This is a genomic window from Sunxiuqinia rutila (genome assembly GCF_050589705.1).
Classification (GTDB): domain Bacteria; phylum Bacteroidota; class Bacteroidia; order Bacteroidales; family Prolixibacteraceae; genus Sunxiuqinia; species Sunxiuqinia rutila.
The window spans coordinates 20,576-44,624 of sequence record NZ_JBNGOT010000004.1; the positions used below are offsets into that span (position 1 = coordinate 20,576).

The 24,049-nt window shown below is 42.8% G+C and carries 20 protein-coding genes; 14 read left to right on the forward strand and 6 right to left on the reverse strand.

Annotation, left to right across the window (positions count from 1 at the left end; all coding sequences use genetic code 11):
* The first annotated feature begins 505 nt into the window (after positions 1-505).
* Both ACRD6K_RS05580 and ACRD6K_RS05585 read left to right on the forward strand, forming a co-directional pair.
* Entirely contained in the window at positions 506-829 is a 324-nt protein-coding gene (locus tag ACRD6K_RS05580) for a helix-turn-helix domain-containing protein (protein ID WP_430972422.1), read from the forward strand.
* 7 nt (positions 830-836) lie between these two features.
* Positions 837-4,505, forward strand: coding sequence for a restriction endonuclease subunit S (locus tag ACRD6K_RS05585; protein ID WP_430972423.1), 3,669 nt, complete (start codon positions 837-839; stop codon positions 4,503-4,505).
* A 186-nt stretch (positions 4,506-4,691) separates the two neighbouring features.
* Here the strand turns inward: ACRD6K_RS05585 and ACRD6K_RS05590 are convergent, their stop codons facing one another.
* From ACRD6K_RS05590 to ACRD6K_RS05610, 5 genes are all read right to left on the reverse strand, one after another.
* Positions 4,692-6,287, reverse strand: a complete 1,596-nt coding sequence (locus ACRD6K_RS05590; protein WP_430972424.1) for a sulfatase — start codon at positions 6,285-6,287, stop codon at positions 4,692-4,694.
* 357 nt (positions 6,288-6,644) lie between these two features.
* Positions 6,645-7,088 (reverse strand): response regulator, encoded by a 444-nt coding sequence (locus ACRD6K_RS05595; protein ID WP_299578734.1) that lies wholly within the window; start codon positions 7,086-7,088, stop codon positions 6,645-6,647.
* Between the two features lie 67 nt (positions 7,089-7,155).
* A complete protein-coding gene (locus ACRD6K_RS05600) occupies positions 7,156-9,363 on the reverse strand; it encodes a transporter substrate-binding domain-containing protein (protein WP_430972425.1) in 2,208 nt (735 codons plus the stop codon).
* A complete protein-coding gene (locus tag ACRD6K_RS05605; RefSeq protein ID WP_430972427.1) occupies positions 9,360-11,573 on the reverse strand; it encodes a PAS domain-containing protein in 2,214 nt (737 codons plus the stop codon). Before ACRD6K_RS05605 ends, ACRD6K_RS05600 begins: the two co-directional genes overlap by 4 nt.
* Before the next feature lie 259 nt (positions 11,574-11,832).
* The gene (locus ACRD6K_RS05610; RefSeq protein ID WP_430972429.1) at positions 11,833-13,038 is read right to left on the reverse strand and encodes a sensor histidine kinase; all 1,206 of its coding nucleotides are present in this window, start codon (positions 13,036-13,038) and stop codon (positions 11,833-11,835) included.
* A 194-nt stretch (positions 13,039-13,232) separates the two neighbouring features.
* On the opposite strand from ACRD6K_RS05610, the gene ACRD6K_RS05615 reads away from it, so the two are divergent.
* From ACRD6K_RS05615 to ACRD6K_RS05665, 11 genes are all read left to right on the forward strand, one after another.
* Complete coding sequence (locus ACRD6K_RS05615) at positions 13,233-13,553, forward strand: NifB/NifX family molybdenum-iron cluster-binding protein (RefSeq protein WP_299578742.1); 321 nt, start codon at positions 13,233-13,235, stop codon at positions 13,551-13,553.
* A gap of 328 nt (positions 13,554-13,881) precedes the next feature.
* The gene (locus ACRD6K_RS05620; protein WP_299578744.1) at positions 13,882-14,217 is read left to right on the forward strand and encodes a NifB/NifX family molybdenum-iron cluster-binding protein; all 336 of its coding nucleotides are present in this window, start codon (positions 13,882-13,884) and stop codon (positions 14,215-14,217) included.
* 12 nt (positions 14,218-14,229) lie between these two features.
* On the forward strand, positions 14,230-15,099 hold the full coding sequence (locus ACRD6K_RS05625; RefSeq protein WP_430972430.1) for a damage-control phosphatase ARMT1 family protein: 870 nt from the start codon (positions 14,230-14,232) through the stop codon (positions 15,097-15,099).
* The gene (locus ACRD6K_RS05630; RefSeq protein WP_430972431.1) at positions 15,096-15,971 is read left to right on the forward strand and encodes a nucleotide-binding protein; all 876 of its coding nucleotides are present in this window, start codon (positions 15,096-15,098) and stop codon (positions 15,969-15,971) included. Before ACRD6K_RS05625 ends, ACRD6K_RS05630 begins: the two co-directional genes overlap by 4 nt.
* Positions 15,949-16,818: an ATP-binding protein gene (locus tag ACRD6K_RS05635; RefSeq protein ID WP_430972432.1), complete on the forward strand. Its 870-nt coding sequence runs from the start codon at positions 15,949-15,951 to the stop codon at positions 16,816-16,818. The genes ACRD6K_RS05630 and ACRD6K_RS05635 overlap by 23 nt, the downstream gene beginning before the upstream one ends.
* Positions 16,811-17,638 carry an Mrp/NBP35 family ATP-binding protein gene (locus ACRD6K_RS05640; RefSeq protein WP_430972433.1) on the forward strand — a complete coding sequence of 276 codons (828 nt, stop codon included), beginning with the start codon at positions 16,811-16,813 and terminating at the stop codon, positions 17,636-17,638. Before ACRD6K_RS05635 ends, ACRD6K_RS05640 begins: the two co-directional genes overlap by 8 nt.
* Positions 17,639-17,651: 13 nt before the next feature.
* Positions 17,652-18,296, forward strand: a complete 645-nt coding sequence (ribA, locus tag ACRD6K_RS05645; RefSeq protein ID WP_430972434.1) for a GTP cyclohydrolase II — start codon at positions 17,652-17,654, stop codon at positions 18,294-18,296.
* Positions 18,289-18,735, forward strand: coding sequence for an acyl-CoA thioesterase (locus ACRD6K_RS05650; RefSeq protein ID WP_430972435.1), 447 nt, complete (start codon positions 18,289-18,291; stop codon positions 18,733-18,735). The genes ribA and ACRD6K_RS05650 overlap by 8 nt, the downstream gene beginning before the upstream one ends.
* Positions 18,713-19,510 (forward strand): MBL fold metallo-hydrolase, encoded by a 798-nt coding sequence (locus ACRD6K_RS05655; protein WP_430972436.1) that lies wholly within the window; start codon positions 18,713-18,715, stop codon positions 19,508-19,510. Before ACRD6K_RS05650 ends, ACRD6K_RS05655 begins: the two co-directional genes overlap by 23 nt.
* A 63-nt stretch (positions 19,511-19,573) precedes the next feature.
* Entirely contained in the window at positions 19,574-20,932 is a 1,359-nt protein-coding gene (locus tag ACRD6K_RS05660; RefSeq protein WP_430972437.1) for an FAD-dependent oxidoreductase, read from the forward strand.
* A gap of 160 nt (positions 20,933-21,092) precedes the next feature.
* Positions 21,093-21,809: a peroxiredoxin gene (locus ACRD6K_RS05665; protein WP_299578761.1), complete on the forward strand. Its 717-nt coding sequence runs from the start codon at positions 21,093-21,095 to the stop codon at positions 21,807-21,809.
* 100 nt (positions 21,810-21,909) lie between these two features.
* Here the strand turns inward: ACRD6K_RS05665 and ACRD6K_RS05670 are convergent, their stop codons facing one another.
* Entirely contained in the window at positions 21,910-22,677 is a 768-nt protein-coding gene (locus tag ACRD6K_RS05670) for an XRE family transcriptional regulator (RefSeq protein WP_430972439.1), read from the reverse strand.
* A gap of 163 nt (positions 22,678-22,840) precedes the next feature.
* Here ACRD6K_RS05670 and dinB point away from each other — a divergent pair, with 163 nt between their 5' ends.
* Positions 22,841-24,004 carry a DNA polymerase IV gene (gene dinB, locus ACRD6K_RS05675; RefSeq protein WP_430972440.1) on the forward strand — a complete coding sequence of 388 codons (1,164 nt, stop codon included), beginning with the start codon at positions 22,841-22,843 and terminating at the stop codon, positions 24,002-24,004.
* Positions 24,005-24,049: the final 45 nt, after the last annotated feature.

A 24,049-nucleotide genomic window follows, 5' to 3' on the forward strand; every position in this document is an offset into this window, starting at 1 on the left:
TACACAAAGATGAAGTCACTCCTGATTTTCTCTAAAATTTAAGTCTTTTAAAACCTTTAAAGTCTGGGCAAATATGTCTGGACTTTTTTTTTAACCTTTAAAATTTATCGAGTAAACCTTTATAAAGGACTTGATATTACATTCAGATTCCGCAAAGCCGCACCACACGGGCAAATCAGACAAAACCGTACTAATAAAACAAACAATACAGCCAAAAAAAAACCAAAAACCCGACTGCATCTTGCCTTCAAGATTACACCGAGCAGTAAACCTTCAGTATTGGTTTTAATATTGATGTAACTTTTCCGACGGGACTCTTATCGTTAAATAGCATTAGAGAATACCTTTTTCAATATTTAACCTTTAAAATACTAGAGGAAAACATTCTACTTCCATTGATACAAAAAATCTGTACTCCTTAATTACAGACTTAAAAACATTTACTACATTTGCTTATAAATAGCAAGTTCATTTCTAGCAAGTTGTATCTAAGCAAGTACCATTTATGGCAACTTTTGGAGAGTTTATAAAGAAAGAGAGACAAAAGAAGAAGTTAAATCAAAGTGACTTTGGTCAGCAACTTGGAATCATTATGACTGATATTAGCAAAATTGAAAATAGTCGTAAAAAGTTTCCATATGCAAGTCTTGAAAAGCTGGCTGAATTTCTTAACGTTGATTATATAGAAATTAAAAATCTATTTGTTGCCGACATTTTGATCGAAGAAGCTAATAAATACCAATGCTCAGATGATGTATTTACAATAGCTGAAAGTCAAAGAAAATACACAAAGGAAAAGAATGCTAAACAAGGTGAAATGAAATTCTAATATTATTATGACACAGAAAAAGCTCATACGAGCATTAGGATTTAAGCCTAAAGAAAACACGTCAGGAATATTTCATAAAATATATTCTAAATGCGACAATTACGAAATCGAGATAGACTTTGAAAGGGGAAATTTCAATTTTGGAGACAAGATAAAAGCTGAAAGCAAGACGACTCAAAATTTTACGCATACTGAAAATTGGGTTGTATTGGAGTGTGTGAATAGATTACTTGAAAAAGGTTACCAACCTCAAAATATTACACTTGAAAAGACTTGGGCAACTGGTCACGGAACAAGTGGACGTTTGGATATTTTAGTTACCAATGATGATGGTTCTGCTTACCTAATGGTTGAATGTAAAACTTGGGGAGCTGAATTTGATAAAGAATTTAAGAACTTAGGTAAAAACGGCGGACAACTATTTACCTATTTTCAGCAAGACAAAGATGCTGAAATTATAATGCTTTATACTTCTGAGCTTGATGGAAACGAAATTAAGTACAGAAACGAAATTGTTAAAATTGAAGAAGATTACCGACAAACGGGGAATGTAAAAGATTTGTATGAACGCTGGAATAAATTGCCGAAATCAAATGGAGTTTTTGACAATTGGGCATCGCCTTATGAATTTCAGAGTAAAGCACTAACCAAGAACGATTTAAAAGTATTAAAACAAGAAGATAGTAGTTTTATTTTTAATCGTTTCTTGGAAATTCTTCGACACAATGTTGTTTCTGACAAACCGAATGCGTTTAATAAAATCTTCACGCTGTTTTTATGCAAAATCGTTGATGAAAATAGAGATGACGACGAACAATTACATTTTCAATGGTTAGAGGGAGAAGATAATCATATTTCATTTCAAAAACGTTTAACAGACCTTTACAATAGAGGAATGTTAGAGCTTCTTGAAAAAAAAGTTACCGATGTTAGCGATAGCGAGTTCGATAAGCAATTTCTACAAGTTGAAACGCAGTATAAAGACAAATTCAAAGAGATATTAACAGAAATAAGGTTAAAGAAAAACAATGAATTTGCAATAAAAGAGGTTTATGACGACGCTTCTTTTCAAGAGAATGCAAAAGTTGTTAAAGAAGTTGTTGAATTACTTCAAGTCTATCAGATTCGTTATAATTATCGGCAACAATTTTTAAGTGATTTCTTTGAATTGCTTTTAACTACAGGATTGAAGCAAGAATCAGGACAGTTTTTTACTCCCGTACCTATTGCTCGTTTTATAATTAAAAGTTTACCGTTACAGGAAATCACTCAATCAAAAATTAAAGCAGGAAATAAAAATGATTTACTACCTACCATAATTGATTATGCAGCAGGAAGCGGTCATTTCATTACCGAATCAATGGAAGAAGTTCAAAAGTACATTGATAAACTTGATGAAAGCAATTTTAACCCTACAACTAAAAAATCTATAAAAAAGTGGAAAGAAGACCAATTCGATTGGGCTGAAAAATATGTGTATGCCGTGGAAAAAGATTATCGTTTAGTAAAAACAGCAAAAGTTAGTTGCTATTTACATGGCGATGGCTTAGCAAAAGTTATTCACGGTGATGGTTTGGGCGATTTTGCTTCTTCAACAGAGTTTAAAGATTTACTGAAAGAAACTGATAGAACTTATCCACAAGACAATAAGCAGTTTGATATAATCATCTCAAACCCTCCTTATTCTGTTTCAGCTTTTAAAGGGTTGATGGATGAAGAAAAATCAAAACAAGGATTTGATTTATACAGCAGATTAACCGACCAAAGTTCGGAAATTGAGTGTTTGTTTATTGAGCGTACTAAACAACTTTTAAAAGACGGAGGTGTTGCAGGTATCATTTTACCAAGTAGCATATTAAGCAATACAGGGATTTACACGCAAACACGAGAAATTATCTTAAAATATTTCGATGTGTTGGCAATTGCCGAAATGGGATCAAACACATTTATGGCTACTGGAACAAATACTGTTACATTGTTTTTAAAACGCAGAAATAACGCCGATGCTCATAATACTGAAGAGGCAATAAAAAAAGTATTCGTTAATCTACAAGACGTTACCATTAACGGAATAGAAAAACCATTACAAAAGTATGTTTCTCATGCTTGGGACACTATTTCAGTTGACGATTATAAGACTTTATTGCAAAAATCTCCAAACGAAAAGATACAGCAACACGATATTTATAAAGAGTACACAAAAAAGATAAAAGCAAAAAATGAACAAGAGCTTCGGAACAGCATTTTAGCTTTAGAACAAAATAAACTGTTGTATTTCATAATAACGTATCCTCAGAAACTTGTATTGATTAAAACTGGTGAGAAAAATGCTGAAAAACAGTTTTTAGGTTATGAGTTTAGTAACCGCAGGGGTAGCGAAGGTATTCACCCAATGCAACGAAGCAAGTCTATTGATGAATGTACACAATTGTACGATGCAGATAGTTTTTCAAACCCCGAAAAAGCAAGCACCTATATTTACAAAGCTTTCAATGGTGAGTTTGATTTAGATATTGCGGAAAATTTAAAATCAAATATCACTTATCAAAACTTGGTTGATATGCTCACTTTTGACAGAGCTGATTTTGAAAAGAGCATTTCATTAAGTGCTAAAAAAAAAGTTAGAATTGAAAGTAAATGGAATCAAATTAAACTAAGTCAGATTTCAAAACAATTATTTGCAGGTGGGGATTTACCTAAGAATGATTTTTCCAAAGTGAAAACAGAGAAATATCAAATTCCTATTTACGCCAACTCATCAGAAAACAAGGGTTTATTTGGATATACAAACCAATCAAGAGTAGATGAACCTTGTATAACAATCTCGGCTAGAGGAACGATTGGATATACAATCGTAAGAAATGAACCTTTTTTCCCAATAGTAAGACTATTGGTATTAATTCCAGACCCTGAAAAAGCATTACCAAAATATTTAGAATTATTGGTCAATCAAATAGATTTCAGTTCATTTGGTGCACCTATTCCACAGTTAACTGTGCCGCAAGTTTCAGATTTTAAAATTCCTGTTCCTCCCATAAACATACAAGAAAAGATTGTTTCTGAAATTGAGCTTTTAGAACAACAAGAGCAAAAAGCGGTTGAAGAAGTAAATGACTTAAAAGAGCAAATTAAAAATGTTATTATACAGCTTGAATCAAATAGGAAAGTTGCGTTAGAGAATATATCTGAGAATCTTGATAGTAAAAGAAAACCAGTCACAAAGAGTGATAGAGAAAACGGCATATTTCCGTACTATGGAGCATCTGGAATTGTTGATTATGTATCGGATTATTTAATAGATGATACTGTTTTGCTTATTTCTGAAGATGGTGCAAATTTAAAGTCAAGGGTTTCCTCTATTGCTTTTACTGCAAGCGGTAAAATTTGGGTTAACAATCATGCCCATATCCTAAAATTTAAAGATATGGCAACTCATAAACTAGTTGAATTATATCTAAATCAAACAGATATTTCTGAATTTATCACTGGTCAGGCACAACCAAAATTGAACCAAAATAATTTAAATAGTATTAAAATTCCACTACCCTCACTTCCAGAACAAGAAAGAATAGTAGCTGAAATTGAGAGGATTGAAAAGAAAATATCCGTTTTGGAAAAGGAAATTGAATTGATACCCAAACAAAAAGAACTGATATTAAGGAAATATTTGGAATAACACTATTCACGCAGTTTGTCCCCTAGACTGTCCCCTGTCAAAAATATGCATTTATAAAGATCTGTTAATCAATACAAACAAGCGATCTTATTTTGATCTGGCGGGTCAACAGAAGAAAAAAAAGGAGTGCAAAATTGCACTCCTTTTTTTGGTTAGAAGAACCCCGAAGGGTTCTTCTAAATTGGATTAATCTTTTGTTACCTGACTTCCCCACCAATTGTTGTTTGGGTTGAAATCTTCCGATAAATAATGAAGCCGTTGTTTTTCCAATTGAGGCATTCTGTTTTTCTCCACCCTCTCCAGATGGGCTTTTTCCAGCTCAGCATCATACTCCGGATCTTTCTCCGGAAATCTGGCATTAACCTCATTCAGGTAATCAAACAAACGTGCATGCAATTCATCAACTTTCTCAGGCTGTGCTGAAGCAAGGTCGTGCTTTTCTTCCATGTCCGTTTTCAGGTTGTACAATTCTTCGCGCCCGTCCTCATAATAATGAATGAGTTTCCAGTCGCCCAAGCGGATAATGGATGAAGGCTCACCTCCTTGGTTTCCGTAATGCGGATAATGCCAAACCAAAGGACGCTCAGGCAATGATTTTCCTTGCAGAACAGGCAGCAAACTCACACCATCGGCATGCTCGTCTGGCAACTGAGTAATTCCGACCAAATCCAGAATCGTTGGGTAAAAATCGGTTCCACTTACAGGCACATCGCTCTTTGTTCCGCCCTTAGTCAAACCTGGCACTTTGATGAAATAAGGTTCCCGGATACCGCCTTCAAACTGATAGCCTTTGCCTCCGCGAAGAGGCAGGTTGGAAGTCGAAAATGAATCACCAGCCGAAACCCCGCCATTATCTGAAGTAAAGATGACAATGGTATTCTCATCCAGCCCCAGCTCTTCCAGGCTACTCAGCACGCGGCCAACGGCATCATCCATCGATTCAACCAAGCCGGCATAAACCGGGTTATCCTGCACCTGACGAATAGGAAGGAAATGCCCCATTTCATAGCCCGATTCGGCAATCCCAGCCTGCGCTGCCTTTTCGCGGTACTTCTGCCATTTTTCCTCAGTGGTTTGAATTGGCCCATGCACGGCGTAAAAGGAAAGAAAAGCAAACACCGGCTGTCCGGTTTCAGCAGGATTATTGGCCTTTAAATAGGCCACTGTTTCCTCGGCTAAACGCATTGATAAGTTTTCGCCATCCTTCCGGTTTTCGAGGTTCGGATTGTTGTAAGGAGAATAGTAACCTCCGATTGGACTCCCGGCATGCCAGCCCCCAATGTTTACATCGAAACCATGATCTTCGGGCCAAGAGCCTTTGTCTCCCAAGTGCCACTTCCCGGCAAAAAATGTCTTATATCCGGCCTGCTTCATGGCTTCAGGCAAGGTCAGATAGCTAGAATCCAGCTGAAACACATAGTTCGGGGGCAACAACTTGTTGTGTCGTTGTAGCTTTCGCCAGTTTTCGCCGACCGGTGCTCCAATCCAATCGGTAATTCCATGGCGCGCCGGAAATTTTCCCGTCATAATACTGGCTCGCGAAGGACTACACACCTGGCAGGCGGCGTAACCATTGGTAAATACGACACCCTCCTGAGCAATCCGGTCGATGTTAGGTGTTTCGTAAAAAGAACTGCCCATGCAGCTCAAGTCGTAATAACCCAGGTCATCAGCCAAAATAAAAAGAACATTCGGCTTGGGTTTCTCAGCCGACTGAGAACAAGACATAGCACTTAGAGCAATTGTTCCTCCTAAAAGAAGGAGTTGACGATTAGAATACATAAAATTTAATTATGGTTTTTATAAAAATCAATCTACATCATTTCGCTTGCGCAAAGTCATTTGGAAAGCAGCAGGTATTTTCCTTTCAACAAAGAGAACTTTTGGCAAGTTCCACTTCGCTCAATCCCGACAGACCAAAAAGGATCCTCCTGGCAATTCCAATGTTTAAAAGTAAGCAAGTTTTTTAGTCAACAGAACTCCTGTTTCAATTTTGCTTCATGTTCAGGATATGATTTGCAAACCATCGAAACCAAAACACAGCTCGAAATGAGTTCATTGCCATCCGAACTGTGAACTGCTCAATTTTTCAGGAATTATTCGGAATACCTGTTCCAATGTGTCCCTGCAAAGTCCGTTTCAACGTTTTTGTTGATTCAACAACAGCCAGTAAAAACCGATTTCACGAATGGCATCCACAAACTTGTCAAAATCTACTGGTTTTACAATGTAGCTATTAACACCCAGTTGATAACTTTTCACCAAGTCGGATTCTTCTTTGGACGAAGTGAGCATAATAACCGGAATGACCTTCGTTTCCGGATGACTTTTAATTTCTTTCAACACATCCAACCCATCAATTTTGGGCAATTTCAAGTCAAGCAAGATAATTTTAGGGCGCGACTGCCGGGAGCGTTCATCAAACTTTCCTCGTGCAAAAACAAAATCGAGGGCCTCTTCTCCATCGCCCACCACCAGCACTTTATTGGTCAGTTTATTCTTCTTCAGTGCCCGAAGGGCCATTTCGGCATCCAATGGATTATCTTCGACAATCAAGATCTCCACTTCATTTAAATTCTCCATTCGTTAGTTCATTTAGCAGGTTCATTTTTAAATATCCTTAAGGTCTCTATTGCTGACTTGCTTATTCCTATGCTCCATTCAACGAAAAGTAAAATGTAGCCCCCTCCTGCAACTCGCTTTTAGCCCAGACCTGCCCACCATGCCGCGACACAATGCGCTGCACAATGGCCAGTCCAACCCCGGTGCCTTTAAATTCCTCTTCGGTATGCAGGCGCTGAAACACGCCAAACAACTTATCCTGGTACTTGGGGTTAAAACCAGCACCATAATCCCGGATAAAGAAAACTTGTTCTCCTCCTTCTTCCCATGAGCCAATCTCAATTTTCTTAACGCCTGACTTTTCACTGTACTTCAAGGCGTTGCCAATCAGGTTCTGCCAGACTTGCTTTATGAGTGAATAGTCGCAGGCTATCTCGGGCATGGCTGAGATTTCAAGGACAAACTGCTCTTGTTCTTTCCGGCTTGCAAGTTCCTGAAAAATGGACTTGGCCACTTTGCCCATATCAACTTTACTCATCCGCATTTCAGCACGCGAAATCCGTGAAAGGTTTAGCATGTCCGTAATCAACCGATCCATTTTGGAGGCATTATTCTGAATAACCCTAAGGAAACGCTTCCCTTCATCATCCAACTTGTCTGCATAATCTTCCAGTAAAAAATCAGAATACCCGTTAATAGCGCGCAAGGGAGCTCTTAAATCGTGAGACACCGAGTAAGTAAAAGCATCCAGTTCCTTGTTGGATAATTCCAGCTTCCGGCGCTCTTCATTCACTTCTTTACTAACCTGATTCAGATCCTCAACCATATACAACAAGGCTCTCTGACTCTTATCCAGTTTTTGTACTTTTTCCTCCAACTCTGCCGTGCGTTGAGCAACCTCAATTTCCAGATTGGCTTTCAAGGCCAGCAATTCCCTTTCGGATCGTTTCCGTTCAGTTATGTCCCAAAAGGTAACCACAAGGCCTACAATCTCCTCATTTTTATGAATTGGGTAAGAGAAAAATTCCGTAGGAAAACAACTGCCATCGGCCCGCCAAAACACATCATCTTCATTATGAATTCCAGTTCCTGAACTAAAGGCTCTTCGAATATCGCACGCCGCTGTTTCATAGTAAGAACCATCGGTTTTGGTATGGTGAATCAATTTATGCATGTTTCGTCCAATTACCTGACTCCGGTCCTCATAACCCAAAGCTTTTAGTGCCGATTGATTGATGAAGGTGCAGTTGCCGCGGGTGTCGGTACCATAAATTCCTTCGGCGGTTGAATTAAGCAACAGGCGAATCTGCTCCTCACTTTCTTTGAGCCGGCTTTGCTGTTCCTGAAGCACCCGCCAGGTTTTTTTATGCTCAATGATTTCTTCGTTCAGATGCCGGGTTCGCTTTCCAACCTCTTTGCGAAGCAGTACAATCCACAACAGCGATAAGACCACCAACAAGGGCACGAAAATCCAAAGCACCAACCTGAGCAAATCAGCTTTTGTAAAATGTTCCTGAAATGCAGTACCAAACCATTTCTGATGGATGGCCTTGTAGGTACCATTGGCCATCACGATTGACAGCCCTTCATTCAGCTGAGCCAACAAGGCTTCGTTGCCTTTTTGAACAGCAAAACAAAACTCCTGCCGAAACTCGGGCAGAGGGGCTTTCAGCGGAACCACCGTTTGCAGGTTCAGCCGCTCCATGATTTTTAATCCAATAATACGCTGCGTAATCACCGCATCGCCCTCGCCGGCCGCCAACTTCGTAAAAGCTTCATCAAAAGTCGTGGTGGTATAAATCCGGTCAGAAATACGTTCGCGACGTACAAATTCGTCTGCCACATCGCCTTTCATCACCAGAATTTCTTTATTCTTTAAATCAGCCAACGTGTGGATGTCCTGATTGTCGCGCCGCACAAAAATAGCGCCGTGCAGTTGGATATAAGGAATGGTAAAATCATAAAGAACTTCTCGTTCCGGTGTTCTTCCCATAATCGGAAGTGCTTCAATAGCTCCTTCGGCTAAGTCCTTCTTCAAGCTCACCCAAGGGCCTAACTTAACTTTTACATTGAGGTGAACAGCTTCAGCTGCTGCCCGGAACAGATCAACGGCAAACCCAACGGGCTTGCCATTTTCATCCAGCAAACAGTAGGGTGGGTAATCGGGCTCTGCTCCCAGCAAAACAGTCCGGATAGTATCGGGTTCCTGCACGTGAGAACTTGCCTCAACCAGTATTGCGGGGGATGCAATCAAAGCCAACAAGAATATGCCCAGGCGTATCACGATTCTGTTCATGCGTTCTTCTCTTTAAGCTTTTCTATTTCGTCGCGTAGTTCTTTAATCCGGAACTCACGTTCGATGGTGGCATCATAAAACCGCTGCAATTCGTCAACACGCTCTTGCAGTTCTTTCGTTTTCTCATCCACCTGAATTTCCAGCTGCGCTTTTAGCTCAAGCAAATCAGCTTCGGCCTTTTTCTGTTCCGTAATATCTCTTCCAACACCAATAATACCAACAATCTTTCCTTCGTCGTTCAGCAAAGCCACATCGTTCCAGGCCAACCATTTCCAACCTTCCTTGGTCATGGCACGCTGCTCCAGAGAAACCCGGTAAGGAGGCTTATATAACTTTTTCATAGCTTCAGCCGTGCTCCGCTGATCCTCTTCATGCACAAGCGGCATAAATGTTTTTCCCAGCAATTCTTCTTCGGTTTTTCCAAACATCCGGCAATAAGACGGGCTCACAAACAGAAAACGACCTTCGACATCGACCTTCACAACAATATCCGACTGGTTTTCAACCAAAAGCCGGTAGTTGTTCTCGCTTTCGCGTAAGGCCTTTTCGGCTTTCTGCTGCTCGGTAACGTCTTTTACAAAAGAAAACGACAGGAGTTTATCCTTATACTGAAAGTAATTGACCGTGACCTCCACCGGAAACTCGGTTCCATCTTTTCGTCGGTGCGTCGAAATAAAGGTATTCCTCTTCTTCTTGCTCTTAATTCCCTCCCGATGCTTATGAAAATTTTTGGCATTGAATGGAGGAGCAATGGTAAAAAGCGAACTGCCAATCAATTCTTCGGTGGAATACCCCAGACTTTTGGCAGCATAATGATTGGCATAAATAATCGTTCCATCTTCTTCGACCTGAAAAACACCCACCTGCGCATGATCAATCCCAAACTGAGTCAGCTCCAAGCGAAATTCTGCTTGTTTGCGCTCGGTTACATCGGTAACCAACACATGCCGCGCCGGGCGTTTATTAAACACAACAGCATGAGAAGTGATTTCCACAAAAATCAGTTCGCCATTCTTTTTGAAATGACGCCATCCCCGGGTTCGCTCATATTCCTGAGCACCCAGCCTGACACTCTCCATTAAGACAGGGATGTCTTCCTCCGGGCGAATATCTTTAATGGTCATTCCACAAAATTCTTCCTCGGAATAACCATAATGGTTGATAGCCGCATAATTGACCTTCAGAAAAGCAAGCGTTTCGAGGTCATAAATCCACATTGGCTGCGGATTATTTTCAAACATGACCCGGTATCCTTGCTCCCTTTCTTTTAGCATTTCATGCATTTGATAGGCATCGGTTACATCGCGAAAAACAAGCACAACACCCGTAATTTCACCCTGTCCGTTCCGAATGGGTGCCCCCGAATCGGCAATCTGGTATTCAACACCTGTTTTTGAAACCAGCTTGGTGTGATTCGCCAAACCAACCACTTCACCGGTTTTTATCACCTTGCTGACCGGACTTCTGGCTGGTTCGCCAGTTACACTATTGAAAATATGAAAAACCTCCTCCAGATTTCGGCCGGCTGCATCCTCCGGATTCCAGCCCGTAAGCTGGGCAGCTACCGGGTTTATTCGGGTAATGGCACCCTTAACATCGGTGGCAATAACAGCATCGCCAATGGAGTTTAGGGTGATGCGCAGGTTTTCTTCGCTTTCCCGCCTCACTTCTTCCATGCTTCTTCGCTCCAAACAGCGGCTCAGGTGGGTCGTTATGGCCTTCAACAGGTTTCGTTCTTCCTTGAAAAAAGGTCCTTCGTCGGCTTCCGGTCGCTTTTCCAGATAAGCCACTTCCACTTTGGCCAGCAGCCGATCGCCGGTATAGCTCTCTTCGGTCAGCATCCAAGGGGTCTCCTTAAAATTGGAGGTTTGCCCGGTCTTTTCACCCACATGCAAGCGCACGCCGGTAGCTTCCGGATATTGCCAGGCAGAAGGGATCAAGCTCAGCACCTGCTGTAAAATACTGTCTGACGAAACGGATCTGTCTTCAGTATACTGAATAAGCTTGTATAATGCACTCAGCTCTTTGGCACGTTTCTCAAGCGATTGTGATTTTTGATCCAGTTCCTGTTGGTACTGATTCATTTCTTCCAGCAATTCCTGGAACTTCGCGTCTGACCTCCGATCATGCTCTTTGTTGAGCAACCCATTGATCCGTTCTTTTAAGGTCTTACCAATATTTGATTTGAGTGGACTGCCGTCTGATTTCATAATTTTGCTTTAGTAGGTTAACTACTCCAACACCACCGACCTGAAACCATCATCGCAGGAAGCTTGCTCTCTCTAAATTCACCAATTCAACTGTTAAGGTCATTGCTTCCGGTTTTCGACCTCCTTCGGCCATCTGGTTAATCTATAGAAAATTACGGTTTATTTTCTTTTTACACAAAAAAACAAGGTCATTTTTTATGTTTGCAAATAAAAAGCAATTTTAGGAGCAGTTGGCCGGACAACTTGCCATAAAACCAGATCATCTTTGCAAATCAATATCTTTAAACACTAAATCCACTTGTGTACCTTTCCCCACTACACTATTTACCATGAGCTGGATGTTGGTTTTCTGAATCAGTTCGTTGACCAGCACCAGGCCTATTCCATTCCCTTTTTCTTGGGCTGTCCCCAGTGTTGAGCCAGCAACAGAGCTAAAAAGCGAGGCCAGTTTTTCCTTGCTCATGCCAACACCATGATCAATAACCGATAAGGTTTTAGCATGATACCTCAACAGGATTGTTCCTTCGTGGTAAGAATATTTCACCGCATTCGACAAGAAGTTGCGCAAGGCAATTTTCAAGATAGGACCATTACTAAAAACCCGTACATCTTCAGGAACGTCATTTTGCAGACTGATTTTCTTGTTGTTTAGTAATGGTTCAAACTCAGCGGCAAGTTCAAAAATCAATTCACGCAAAGCAATCGGGTGGTTATTCTCCGTATTTAAACATTTGGCCTTTGCCCACTCCATCAGACTTGCAGTCATGTCATAAGCCTGACCAGCTGTTTGCTGAATAATGCTCAAAAATTCAGTGTCAGCCGCCCGATCATCGTTTTCCTCCGTGTTTTGGGCCAATAAATCGGCAAAGCCGATAATGTTGGACAAAGGAGTGCGCAGATCGTGCAGGATGGCCGAGAAGAGGTTCTCCTGCAAATTCAGCTGCTCTGAAAGCGACCGAATTAGGGCTCGGTGATTTTCTTCAATGGCCTTGCGCTCCGAAATGTCGAAGACAATGCCTGTTAAAAACAAGGGTTCTCCCATCGGTCCTCGCTGAGTGATGGTTCCGCGGTCGTAATACCATTTCCAATCGCCATGTTTGGTTTTTATGCGATATTCCACCTCATAAGCATCCGATTTTCCACTAAGATGATCGCGCATATTTTGCATGACAGGCTCGTAATCATCCGGATGCAGTTTATCGGTAAAAAACTGGTATTCGCAGCCCTGTGGAACCTCCGTTAGATCATAACCCAGCGTAGTTGCTTTCAGCGCATTGAAGCTGACCTTATTGGCTTGCACATCCCAGCTCCATTGCCCCAGGTTACCCGCCCAGGCAAACTTCAGCTGCTCCACTTCCTTTAGCTGATTGGTCAAAGCAGCCAGCAGTCGGTCTTTTTCCCGTAGGCGCTCAAGCAATTCATCCTTGCTTTGATGCTCATCAATTGTTCCCATAATACGTTCCATTCATTTTGTCACAATCCCATTCAAAGTAAACACTTTTAAAGGAATCAAAAAGAACCAGTGAAACAATCGTATTCCGCAGCTCTCTGAATCTCAACGATATTTCTGAATAAAAAAAAATCAGCCCAATCCCTGTTTGATGAACAAATGTTCATTATATTTGTGTCGTTGTTTATTTTCATTTATTCTTATAAATCATGAAAGTTGCCATTACATCATCCGGAAAAACAGGCTCTTCCAAAATTGACAATCGCTTTGGAAGGTGCGCTTATTTTGCGATTCACGACCTGGAGTCAGACAAAACAGAGTTCATCAAAAATCCAAACAAGGATGTCAATGAAGGTGCAGGTCCAGCTGCCGCTCAGCTAATCGCATCACAAGGCGTTAAGAAAATTATATCAGGCGAGTTTGGAGGAAAAGTGAAAACCATTTTAGAAGACCTTCAAATTCAGATGATCATGGTCAATGGTCCGGAACAGACCGTTGAGGAACTTATTCGATTAATGACCACCAGGTAGAAAGGAGGTGTTATTATGCCCGGATTCAATAAAAAAGGCCCGGCGGGAGAAGGTCCCTTATCAGGCAGAGGCAGAGGTTGCTGTGCAGCCAAAGGTCAAGGCCGTTTCTCCACCCAAACAGGTCAACAGGAGCCCAACACTCCTGAAAATAAACAAGAGGAAAGATCAGATCGTCTTTGGGGCTTAAGAAGAGGACGTCGACGCGGGAATGCGTCAGGACGCAAAGCTTGCTTCTGAGGATGAACTGTTTCCGATTGAAAACTGGCAGCTGAATGGTCCTTAAAGCTGCCAGTTTACTTTCAAATGAATCAAATTAAAAATAGAGACTATGAAAAAATTTGCGATCCCGGTTGAGGATGGTCAACTATGCGCCCACTTCGGGCATTGCCAGCAGTTTGTAATTATCCAGGTTGACAACAACACGATGCTCCAACCAGAGTATTTAACGCCTCCGCCACATGAACCAGGACTGCTCCCTGCCTGGCTCGGGCAGCATGGAGTTACAAATATCATTGCAGGAGGCATTGGACAAAAAGCCATTAGCCTGTTCAATCAACAAAACATTGAAGTAACAGTAGGCGCCCAGCCCAAATCACCCCACGAGCTTGTAGCCGATTGGTTAAGCAATTCGTTGGTATCCGGAGCAAATGCGTGCGATCATTAATGACGAATAAACATGATTAATGACTATCGTTGTTTCTTTTGTTTTAACCGGGCTTTTGAGAAACTGCTTAAACGAGAGAAATTATCTTCAGAGCAAGCACTAAGTTTTACTCATGAGATGGTGCAATTTTATATGGAAAACCAAGAAGAATACTCGACACCACAATTAGCCAGAGAGTTGCATCTAAGGTTTAAAAAATATAATAACCAAGAGGATCCCTATCGAACAGAAAAGAAACAAAGCAATGATGTCATTCTGAATCAGTATCAAAAATTCAAAGCTCAGGTTGAATCAAGTGAAGACCCATTCAACACAGCACTTCGACTTGCCATTGCCGGAAATATAATTGATGCAGCGGTCAGTGAAACTTATCGATTAGATGAAACCATTGACCATGTCTTAAATTCTGACTTTGCCATTGATCATTCCAATCAATTAAAATCAGCAATTCAAAAGGCTCAAACGGTTTTGTACCTGGGTGATAACAACGGTGAAATTGTATTGGATAAATTGTTCATTGAAACCATTCATCACCCCAATTTGGTTTATGCGGTCAGGGATCAGCCAATCATTAACGATGCCACCATGTCCGATGCGCATTATGTGGGAATGACTCCGCTCGTGCCGGTCATTTCCAATGGATACGATGCGCCATCGACCATTTTAGAGCAATGTTCTGATGAGTTTTTGAGGCTATATAATCAAGCAGATGTTATTATATCAAAAGGTCAAGGCAACCTTGAAGGCTTATTGGAATCAGGAAATGAAAAAATATTTTTCCTCCTGATGGTTAAATGTGATGTCATTGCTAAGAAATTAGGAGTCAGTAAAGGTGACTTTGTCGTTACCCGATACTTTAACCCTGAAACATTAGAAAAATGAAGATAGCAGTTGCAAGCGGAAAAGGAGGGACGGGAAAAACGCTACTGGCCACCAACCTGTTTAATGTCATTCAACAATCAGGCTATGCAGTTGATTTAATTGATTGCGATGCCGAAGAACCCAATGACCAACAATTCATTAAAGGAAAACTGCAAGGACAACAACTGGTTACCCAGAACATCCCGGTCATTGATAAAGATCGGTGCACCTTTTGTGGAAAATGCCAGGAATTTTGTCAGTACAATGCCATTATTATTGTCCGAAGCCATCAGCATATCCGGGTTTTCGAAGACCTTTGTCACGACTGTGGGGCATGCGACTACGCTTGTCAGTCAGGGGCAATCTCATGGCAAGCAAAAACAACAGGCACCCTCACAACCTATGAATACAACCAGCACTCATTACTCGTTGAAGGTCGAATAGCTGTTGGCGTATATTCATCGGTGCCGCTCATTTCGCAAGCCATAAAAGGAGCGAAACCAGAGCAAATCACAATTCTGGATGCCCCGCCGGGCACATCCTGCCCTTTTATTGCCACGGTAAACGAAGCCGATTTTGTCGTACTGGTAACCGAGCCTACTCCTTTTGGTCTAAACGATCTCAAACTTTCTGTGCAAGCCCTTCAGCACCTTAACAAACCTTTTGGCGTTGTTATTAACCGGGGCGGGTTGGGAAATCAGGATGTTCATCGTTTTCTAACCGAAAACAAGCTGCCGTTGCTGGATGAGATTCCCTTCGACCGCCGCATAGCCCAGCTTTACTCCGAAGGAGAGTTGATTACCAACAACATCTCGGCCTACAACAAGCAATTTCAAGAACTTTTCATTCGTATAAAAAAACAGATTGAACATGACCGAGATAGCCATACTTAGCGGAAAAGGCGGAACCGGCAAGTCGAGCCTGAGCGCTGCGTTGGCAACTTTAGCCTCCAAAGTTGTGGTGGCCGACTGCGACGTTGATGCGGCCAACCTGCATTTGGTTCTCCATCCGGACAATTACCGCGAAGAGACCTACGTATCGGGGCAAAAAGCAGTGATTGATGACGCAAAGTGCAGCCACTGCGGAGCTTGCATGGACTATTGCCGCTTTGATGCCATCCGCCAAACCAACCACACCTTTCAGGTGATAGAAACAGCCTGTGACGGGTGCCAGCTTTGCACCCGGGTATGTCCGGAAAAAGCCATCAGCATGGTCAATCAAGATAAAAGCCGATGGTTTGCCGCCGACATTCCAAACGGCAAAATGATACATGCCCGGCTCGCTCCGGGCGAGGACAACTCAGGCAGGCTCGTTAACCTGGTTCGCGATCAGGCTCGTGAGGCAGCTCTTGAGCTTAACACGGATTTAATTCTGATTGATGGACCACCGGGAATTGGCTGCCCGGCGATCTCTTCCTTAACAGGTATCGATAAAGTCGTTCTGGTTTCTGAACCCAGTAAATCAGGTATTCACGATTTAAAACGCATTGTGAAGCTGGCCCAGCACTTTCGGGTCAAAATTTATGTTGTCATCAACAAATACGACTTAAGCAGCTCACTCAGCAAAGCCTTGGAAGACTGGTGTCAGTTGATGCGTATTCCCATCATTGGGAAACTTCCTTTTGACCGGCTGGTGGTTGATGCCATGGTCAATGGCGAGAGCATAACCAATTGGGCACCAGACTCAGCAATCAGTCATGAAATCCGAAAAATTTGGAATAAACTCATACAACATGAATAAGCAAGACCCTTTTGATAAAATAGAACTGCCCGGAGTAAAAAACGTCCTGGTGGTTGCTTCCGGAAAAGGAGGCGTTGGAAAGTCAACCGTAGCAGCCAACCTGGCAGTATCTTTGGCACGCGAAGGTTTTCGGACAGCTATTTTTGATGCCGACCTTTACGGACCGTCCATCCCCATCATGTTTGGGGTGCAAAATAAAAAGCCAACCATTGCCCATTATCAGGGAAAAGAAACCATCATCCCAATTACAAAATTTGGTGTCAAAATCATTTCCATCGGATTTTTTATGGTTAGTAACAAATCCCTCATTTGGCGTGGACCAGCCGCCTCATCCGGATTAGCTCAACTGCTATCCGATACCGAATGGGGCGAGTTGGATTATCTGATTATCGATTTTCCACCTGGCACCGGCGATATCCAATTGACAACCATCCAACGGCTGAACCTGACAGGCGCTATTTTGGTAACTACTCCACAACAGGTGGCCATTGCCGATGCCCGCAAAGCAGCCGATATGTTTAACACCAAACGAATTCAGGTCCCCCTGTTGGGTGTTGTGGAAAACATGGCCTGGTTCACTCCTGAAAAACATCCGGAGGAAAAATACTTTCTCTTCGGAAGTGGCGGAGGTCAGCAGCTGGCCAACCAGATTAACGTCCCTCTGCTAGCCCAGATTCCCTTGGTTTGCGACGCTTGCGAACTGGGCGATACCGGTCAAACCATCTTTGCATCAACCGATGGAACACTGATCAACCAGTTTGAAACTCTGGCCGACAAAATAAGTAAACTTCCAACAGTCAGCGCTTCAACCAACAATTAAGCAAAGCTCAAAAATGTTTGAAATTCAACATCAATCAATTGAAACTACGATTCTTAAAATTGGGGAACGCGTGCAGCTTCCAACCGTTTACGGGAACTTTGAGTTGCTGGCCTTTCAGGAAAAAGCCAATGGCAAGGAGCATATTGCTTTGATAAAAGGCCAGCCCGAGAAACAACAGCCGGTACTCGTCCGGATTCACTCTGCTTGTGCTACCGGCGATTTGTTTGGCTCCCTGCGTTGCGACTGCGGCGAACAGCTGCAACAGGCTTTAATCCGGATCGAAGCTGCAGGTTGTGGCGTATTGATTTATCTTCAACAGGAAGGCCGTGGAATTGGGCTGATGGAAAAGATGAAAGCCTACCGGTTACAGGAAAAAGGTGTCGATACCGTTGATGCCAACCTGCAACTCGGGCACCAACCGGACGAGCGCGACTACCGGGCTGGAGCAGCCCTTCTCCATTATCTAAACATCAGCCAGGTTCGGTTGCTGACCAACAATCCGGAGAAAAAGAGCGGACTTGAAAAGCATGGCATTGCCATTTCCTGCTGCGTTCCCATTCTGACGACGCCCAACCAACACAATTCGTTCTACTTAAAAACCAAGCAGGAACGCATGGGGCATTTGTTGAAACAACTAAAACTGAACAGCTATGAATAAGCCTTTAGAAAGCCGTTTCAGCCTGCGTCCGCGCTATGGCGAGGTAGACCAAATGGGCTACGTGTACCATGCCAATTATGTGAGCTACTGCCACCAGGCACGCACCGAACTGCTTCGGGAACTTCAAATTGATGATAAAACACTGGAATCGAATCAGATTATGATGCCAGTGATCAGCATGAACCTGCGGTACCACAAACCTGCGGGCTATGACGATCTGTTGACAGTGATCACCAAAATTCCACAACTACCAGCCACCCGTTTTGCTTTTCAGTTTGAAATCCGAAACGAATATGATGAACTGATTTGCTCGGCAGATTCAACCGTCGTCTTTGTTGATAAAATCAGCCGCAAGCCCATGCGGGCTCCGAAAATGATTATTGAGGCCCTCAAAAAACACCTTTACTTTTCGCATTATGAAACTGAGCATACTCACTGACAACACCGCCGGAAGCCACTTTTTAGCAGAGCATGGACTCTCTTACCTGATTCAAGCGGATGGGCTGAACATCCTGTTCGACACCGGACACAGCGATGTTTTTAGGCAAAACGCCAGCAAGTTGGGGATCGACCTGCAGCAGGAAGTCAGCCTGATTGTACTCAGCCATGGTCACTGGGATCATGGCAACGGCCTGCGTTTCTTGCAAGGCAAGCCTCTGCTCACCCACCCAGAGGCCTTCATCAGGCGATTTCGCAAAAAGGATCGTTCGCCCTTAGGCCTTGCCTTGTCGTACGAAGAAATTAACCAGCAATTTGCACTAACAACAAGTGCGAAACCCCATCGCATTTCAGACCGGATTTTTTACCTGGGCGAAATTCCCCGAATAACACCTTTTGAGTCGCAAAGCACGCCCTTTGAACAGGAGAACGGAGTGGATGATTTTGTGCCCGACGACTCAGCCTTGGCAATCGTCAACCATGGAAAACTGATTGTTATTTCGGGATGTGCCCATTCCGGCATTTGCAACATTTGCGAATACGCCAAACAAGTAACAGGTGTACACACCATTGACGCCGTCATTGGCGGGTTTCACCTGAAAAGCCAGGATGAGCAAACCCGACAAACCATTCGGTATTTTGACCAAGAAAACATCCGAACGCTACTCCCCTCGCACTGCACTGAACTTGCGGCACTAGCCGCTTTTCATGCTGCCTTTGGCATTGTCCAGGCCAAGACCGGACAAATTATCAGCTTTCCCTCTACTGGAAAATGAGTCAGCCCTTTTAATGGTAGCAATAATTATAACGAGCTCTATTTTAATTAAAAACATAAGCATATGAAAAAGACAGATGTATTAATTATTGGAGGAAGCGCAGCAGGTATGGTGGCGGCAATGTCTGGCAAAACATCATGGGCTGATAAAAGCTTTACTCTGGTAAAAAAGCAAAAAGAGGTCATGGTTCCCTGTGGTATTCCTTACATTTTTGGCACACTTGATAGTAGTCAGCAGAACATTATGCCTGTTGATAATATGCTATCAAAAATAGGAGTTGATACCCTTGTCAACGAAGTTGTTTCAATTAGTAAGAATACGAAAACAGTGACCCTAAAAGATGGAGAACAAATCAATTATAACAAACTGGTCATTGCCACGGGGTCAACACCCGTAAAGCCCAAATGGCTTAAAGGTACTGAACTAGACCATGTTTTTGTGATTCCGAAAGATCGAGCTTACCTGGATGAGATGAAAAATCAAATTAGCGAGCTCAAAAAAGTGGTTGTGGTTGGTGCTGGCTTTATCGGGGTTGAATTTTCTGATGAATTAAAAAAGCAGGGACATGATGTTACACTAATTGAAAAAGAAACGAGTATTCTGTATTCTGCTTTCGATGAGGAGATCGCTTCTCGAATTGCAGAGATTCTTGAGAGTAGAGGCGTCAAAATCATAACAGGCAACGGAATCCGTGAAGTAGTGGGTGACTCAAAAGTGCAAGGAGTGAAATTGGAAAACGGCAATCTACTCCATGCCGATGCGGTAATTCTGTCAATGGGTTACGAACCAAACACAAAGTTGGCTGAAGATTCTGGAATTTATGTTGACGAAAGTGGTTTTATCGCTGTTGACGAATACATGCGTACCCACGAAAAAGATGTATTTGCGATTGGAGACTGCGCACAAAAGCGTGATTTTATTACCCGCAAACGCATTTCCACCATGCTGGCCTCAACAGCTTGTGCCGAAGCGCGCGTAGCTGGAATGAATTTATTCAACATCCACGTGGTTAAAACTTTTAGCGGAACCATCGGAATTTACTCAACAGCCATTGGCGAATATGGATTTGGAACAGCAGGAATTACAGAATCACGAGCCAAAGAGGAAGATGTTTCGGTTGTTACCGGCTTTTTCGAAGGCATTGACCATCACCCGGGTAACTTACCTGGAACTCACAAACAACAAGTAAAACTGATTGTTGCCAAATACTCAGGAGTTATTGTTGGTGGAGAAGTAATTGGGGGTACAAGCGCCGGAGAATTAACGAATGTCATTGGTTTAGCCATTCAAAACAGGATGTCTGTTAATTCACTACTTATTTCACAAATCGGCACACATCCATGTTTAACGGCTTCGCCTGCTGGTTATCCATTAATAAAAGCTGCCGAGATTATTGCCGCAAAAATGAAAAACCCAAAGTGAATACAAAAGTAGCCACAGTCAATAAATGAACCTTTCATTCGAACTAATGTTCTATATAATGCTTGCTATTTCTACTTTTTAAAAGAGGCAAAACAGCAAACTTTAATTACGATTCAAATCAGTAAAAAATCAATTTATTAATCTTTAAAGTATTAGAACAATGGAAGAAAATCAAACACAACCAACCGTAAGTATGCCTCGCATTGGCGAGGCGGCACCTGAATTTAAAGCTGTAACCACACAAGGCGAAATTAATTTTCCATCAGATTACAAAGGCAGCTGGGTTATCCTCTTTAGTCATCCAGCCGATTTTACACCGGTTTGTACCTCCGAGTTTATGACTTTTGCCAGCATGGAAAAGCAATTCAATCAGGCCAATTGTAAACTGGTCGGACTTTCTGTGGATGGCTTATACAGCCACATTGCCTGGCTGCGTACCATCAAGGAAAAAATTGAGTACAAAGGGATGAAAGATGTCGAAGTTACCTTCCCGCTGATTGAAGATATTACCATGGAAGTGGCTACCAAATATGGCATGATGATGCCCGGCGAAAGTAATACCAAAGCCGTAAGAGCCGTATTCATCATTGATCCAAAAGGAATCATCCGTACCATTATTTACTACCCGCTAAGTCTCGGACGTAATTTCGATGAACTTTACCGGGCTCTGATTGCCCTGCAAACAGCAGATGAGTTTGAAGTGGCTACGCCAGCGGATTGGCAACCGGGCGACGATGTTATTGTACCCACTGCCGGTTCGTGCGGAACAGCTAAAGAACGCATGGAAAGCAAAGATGAAATGCATTGTTACGACTGGTTCTTCTGCACCAAAAAGCTGGATAAGGAAAGCATTTTGGATAAAATTCTGAAAAAGTAAAATCGCTCTGTTTTTAGTTTATAACAGTTAAATCTGAGGGTTCAATGCGTTTAGCACTTGAGCCCTCTTTCTTTTCGGAAGTTCAGTGCTTGCACCATCTTCAGCTCAGTTTATTTCGAATAGCGGCCAGCTCTTCCTGGATAATCTCCATCTGGCGGTGCAACTGGTCAGAAGTGCTTTGCTCAGGAACTTCTCTGGAGATAAAGTGTACAAATTTCCAGATTTCCCGAATTTCAGTAACCTGCATCATGTAAGGCGCATAGGCCCGGTTGGTTGAAATCAGTTCCAAACAACCAGCTTCCGCCAGCCTGTTTTTTACCTTCTTAAAAACCACTCCTTCATTCAAGGTAAGCACCACACAACAGTCGCCATCTTTCAGCTCATACCAATCCTGAATGAACTCGCCTGTAACCCAGGCACCATCAGGTATCGGCAACATCGAATCACCGGAAATCTGGAAGGTACGGTATTTTTTTTCAGAAGAAAGGAATGGCAACTGAAAAGCCGGAAGTTCTGAAATATAATCCGGGTCAGAAAACCCATTCAGGTAACCGGCTTTCGCTTTCTCCGAAACCAGTTCAATATTTTCCCGGTTCTGCGAATCAACCGTGGTTGCCAACACCCGAATATTGCTTCCCCGCAAAAAAACATCCTGCCCATGTTCCAATTCATACAACTGACTCAACCGAAGTTGCGAAAGATCAACCCGCAAAAGCGTATCAACAGCCACCCCAAAATAATCGGACAAACGAATCAGGATCTGAATATTAGGTCCGGAAATCCCATTTTCATAATTATTCAGAGTCGAACGCTTGATTCCCAATGCAAGCGCGATATCTTCCTGGGTACGTCGCCGGCGTTTTCTCAAAAACTTAAGGTTTGAAGCAAAATACATAGCTAAAATGATTACATTATAATCCACAAATTTGATTATATAATAATCAAAAATACAGATTTTGCATTGAAAAACAATTTGTTTGTGTTGATTTTTTGGGGAGAATGACCAGTAGCATGCATGAAAGGAGGGAACGATGAATCTACAAAACCGCACCATTGCCCATTTTGACCTGGATACTTTTTTTGTATCTGTCGAACGGCTAATGAATTCTAGCTTAAACGGCAAACCCATTCTCATTGGAGGGCTTTCGGACCGGGGGGTTGTAGCCAGCTGCAGTTACGAAGCCCGTACCTTTGGTGTCCATTCAGCCATGCCCATGCGCATGGCTCTCAACCTGTGCGGCGATGCCATTGTCATCCGCGGAGATATGGACTTGTACAGCAAGTATTCCCGGCTCGTAACAGAGGTTATTGCCCACAAGGCTCCGATGTACGAAAAGGCATCGATTGATGAGCATTACATTGACATGAGTGGGATGGATCGCTTTTTTGGCTCCTACCAATGGACACACGAATTGCGCCAGCTCATCATTCAGGAAACCGGTTTGCCCATTTCTTTTGGATTATCGGTTAATAAAACCGTATCGAAAATAGCTACCGGAGAAGCCAAACCCAATGGCGAAAAAGAAGTGATCCAAAACCAGGTTCAGCCATTCCTGAACCCCTTATCAATCAGAAAAATTCCATTGGTTGGCCCCAAAAATTATCAGCTGCTTTCCTCCATGGGTGTGCAAACCATTCAAACCCTAAGCGCCATTCCACCAACCATGATGGAAAGTGTACTCGGAAAAACCGGGATCGAAATCTGGCGCCGCGCCAATGGTATCGACAGTCGTCCGGTAGTGCCCTACTCCGAAGAAAAATCGATGAGCACGGAACGCACCTTCGAAACCGATAGCATTGATGTACAAATGCTGAATCAGGTACTAACCCGAATGGTTGAAAAACTGGCTTTCAGGTTACGTCAAAAACAACGACTGGCCTCGGTGGTCACCGTCAAAATCCGCTACAGCAATTACGACACCCATACCCTACAAAAAAAGATTGCTTATACCTCTCTTGACCACGTGCTGATGGAGACAGCCCGTGATTTGTTTCGCCGGGTATACCAGCGACGCATGCTTGTCCGCCTGATCGGGGTTAAGCTGAGTGGCTTGGTAGGAGGCGCCCAGCAACTCAACCTGTTCGACAACAACGAAAAAATGGTGAAGCTCTACTTATCAATGGATAAAATCCGCATGCGCTTTGGCTCCGACGCGGTTCGCCGGGCCTCCGGAGTCAAATGCCGGGCTTCGTGAATTCGTTGTCTGACCGCTAATTCATGCAAGGAAAGTCAGTCCTTG

Excerpts from the sequence above, each read along its gene's own strand:
- ACRD6K_RS05580 (WP_430972422.1), top strand. The coding sequence starts at position 506 with ATGGCAACTTTTGGAGAGTTTATAAAGAAAGAGAGACAAAAGAAGAAG.
- ACRD6K_RS05585 (WP_430972423.1), top strand. The coding sequence starts at position 837 with ATGACACAGAAAAAGCTCATACGAGCATTAGGATTTAAGCCTAAAGAA.
- ACRD6K_RS05590 (WP_430972424.1), bottom strand. The coding sequence starts at position 6,287 with ATGTATTCTAATCGTCAACTCCTTCTTTTAGGAGGAACAATTGCTCTA.
- ACRD6K_RS05595 (WP_299578734.1), bottom strand. The coding sequence starts at position 7,088 with ATGGAGAATTTAAATGAAGTGGAGATCTTGATTGTCGAAGATAATCCA.
- ACRD6K_RS05600 (WP_430972425.1), bottom strand. The coding sequence starts at position 9,363 with ATGAACAGAATCGTGATACGCCTGGGCATATTCTTGTTGGCTTTGATT.
- ACRD6K_RS05605 (WP_430972427.1), bottom strand. The coding sequence starts at position 11,573 with ATGAAATCAGACGGCAGTCCACTCAAATCAAATATTGGTAAGACCTTA.
- ACRD6K_RS05610 (WP_430972429.1), bottom strand. The coding sequence starts at position 13,038 with ATGGAACGTATTATGGGAACAATTGATGAGCATCAAAGCAAGGATGAA.
- ACRD6K_RS05615 (WP_299578742.1), top strand. The coding sequence starts at position 13,233 with ATGAAAGTTGCCATTACATCATCCGGAAAAACAGGCTCTTCCAAAATT.
- ACRD6K_RS05620 (WP_299578744.1), top strand. The coding sequence starts at position 13,882 with ATGAAAAAATTTGCGATCCCGGTTGAGGATGGTCAACTATGCGCCCAC.
- ACRD6K_RS05625 (WP_430972430.1), top strand. The coding sequence starts at position 14,230 with ATGATTAATGACTATCGTTGTTTCTTTTGTTTTAACCGGGCTTTTGAG.
- ACRD6K_RS05630 (WP_430972431.1), top strand. The coding sequence starts at position 15,096 with ATGAAGATAGCAGTTGCAAGCGGAAAAGGAGGGACGGGAAAAACGCTA.
- ACRD6K_RS05635 (WP_430972432.1), top strand. The coding sequence starts at position 15,949 with ATGACCGAGATAGCCATACTTAGCGGAAAAGGCGGAACCGGCAAGTCG.
- ACRD6K_RS05640 (WP_430972433.1), top strand. The coding sequence starts at position 16,811 with ATGAATAAGCAAGACCCTTTTGATAAAATAGAACTGCCCGGAGTAAAA.
- ribA (WP_430972434.1), top strand. The coding sequence starts at position 17,652 with ATGTTTGAAATTCAACATCAATCAATTGAAACTACGATTCTTAAAATT.
- ACRD6K_RS05650 (WP_430972435.1), top strand. The coding sequence starts at position 18,289 with ATGAATAAGCCTTTAGAAAGCCGTTTCAGCCTGCGTCCGCGCTATGGC.
- ACRD6K_RS05655 (WP_430972436.1), top strand. The coding sequence starts at position 18,713 with ATGAAACTGAGCATACTCACTGACAACACCGCCGGAAGCCACTTTTTA.
- ACRD6K_RS05660 (WP_430972437.1), top strand. The coding sequence starts at position 19,574 with ATGAAAAAGACAGATGTATTAATTATTGGAGGAAGCGCAGCAGGTATG.
- ACRD6K_RS05665 (WP_299578761.1), top strand. The coding sequence starts at position 21,093 with ATGGAAGAAAATCAAACACAACCAACCGTAAGTATGCCTCGCATTGGC.
- dinB (WP_430972440.1), top strand. The coding sequence starts at position 22,841 with ATGAATCTACAAAACCGCACCATTGCCCATTTTGACCTGGATACTTTT.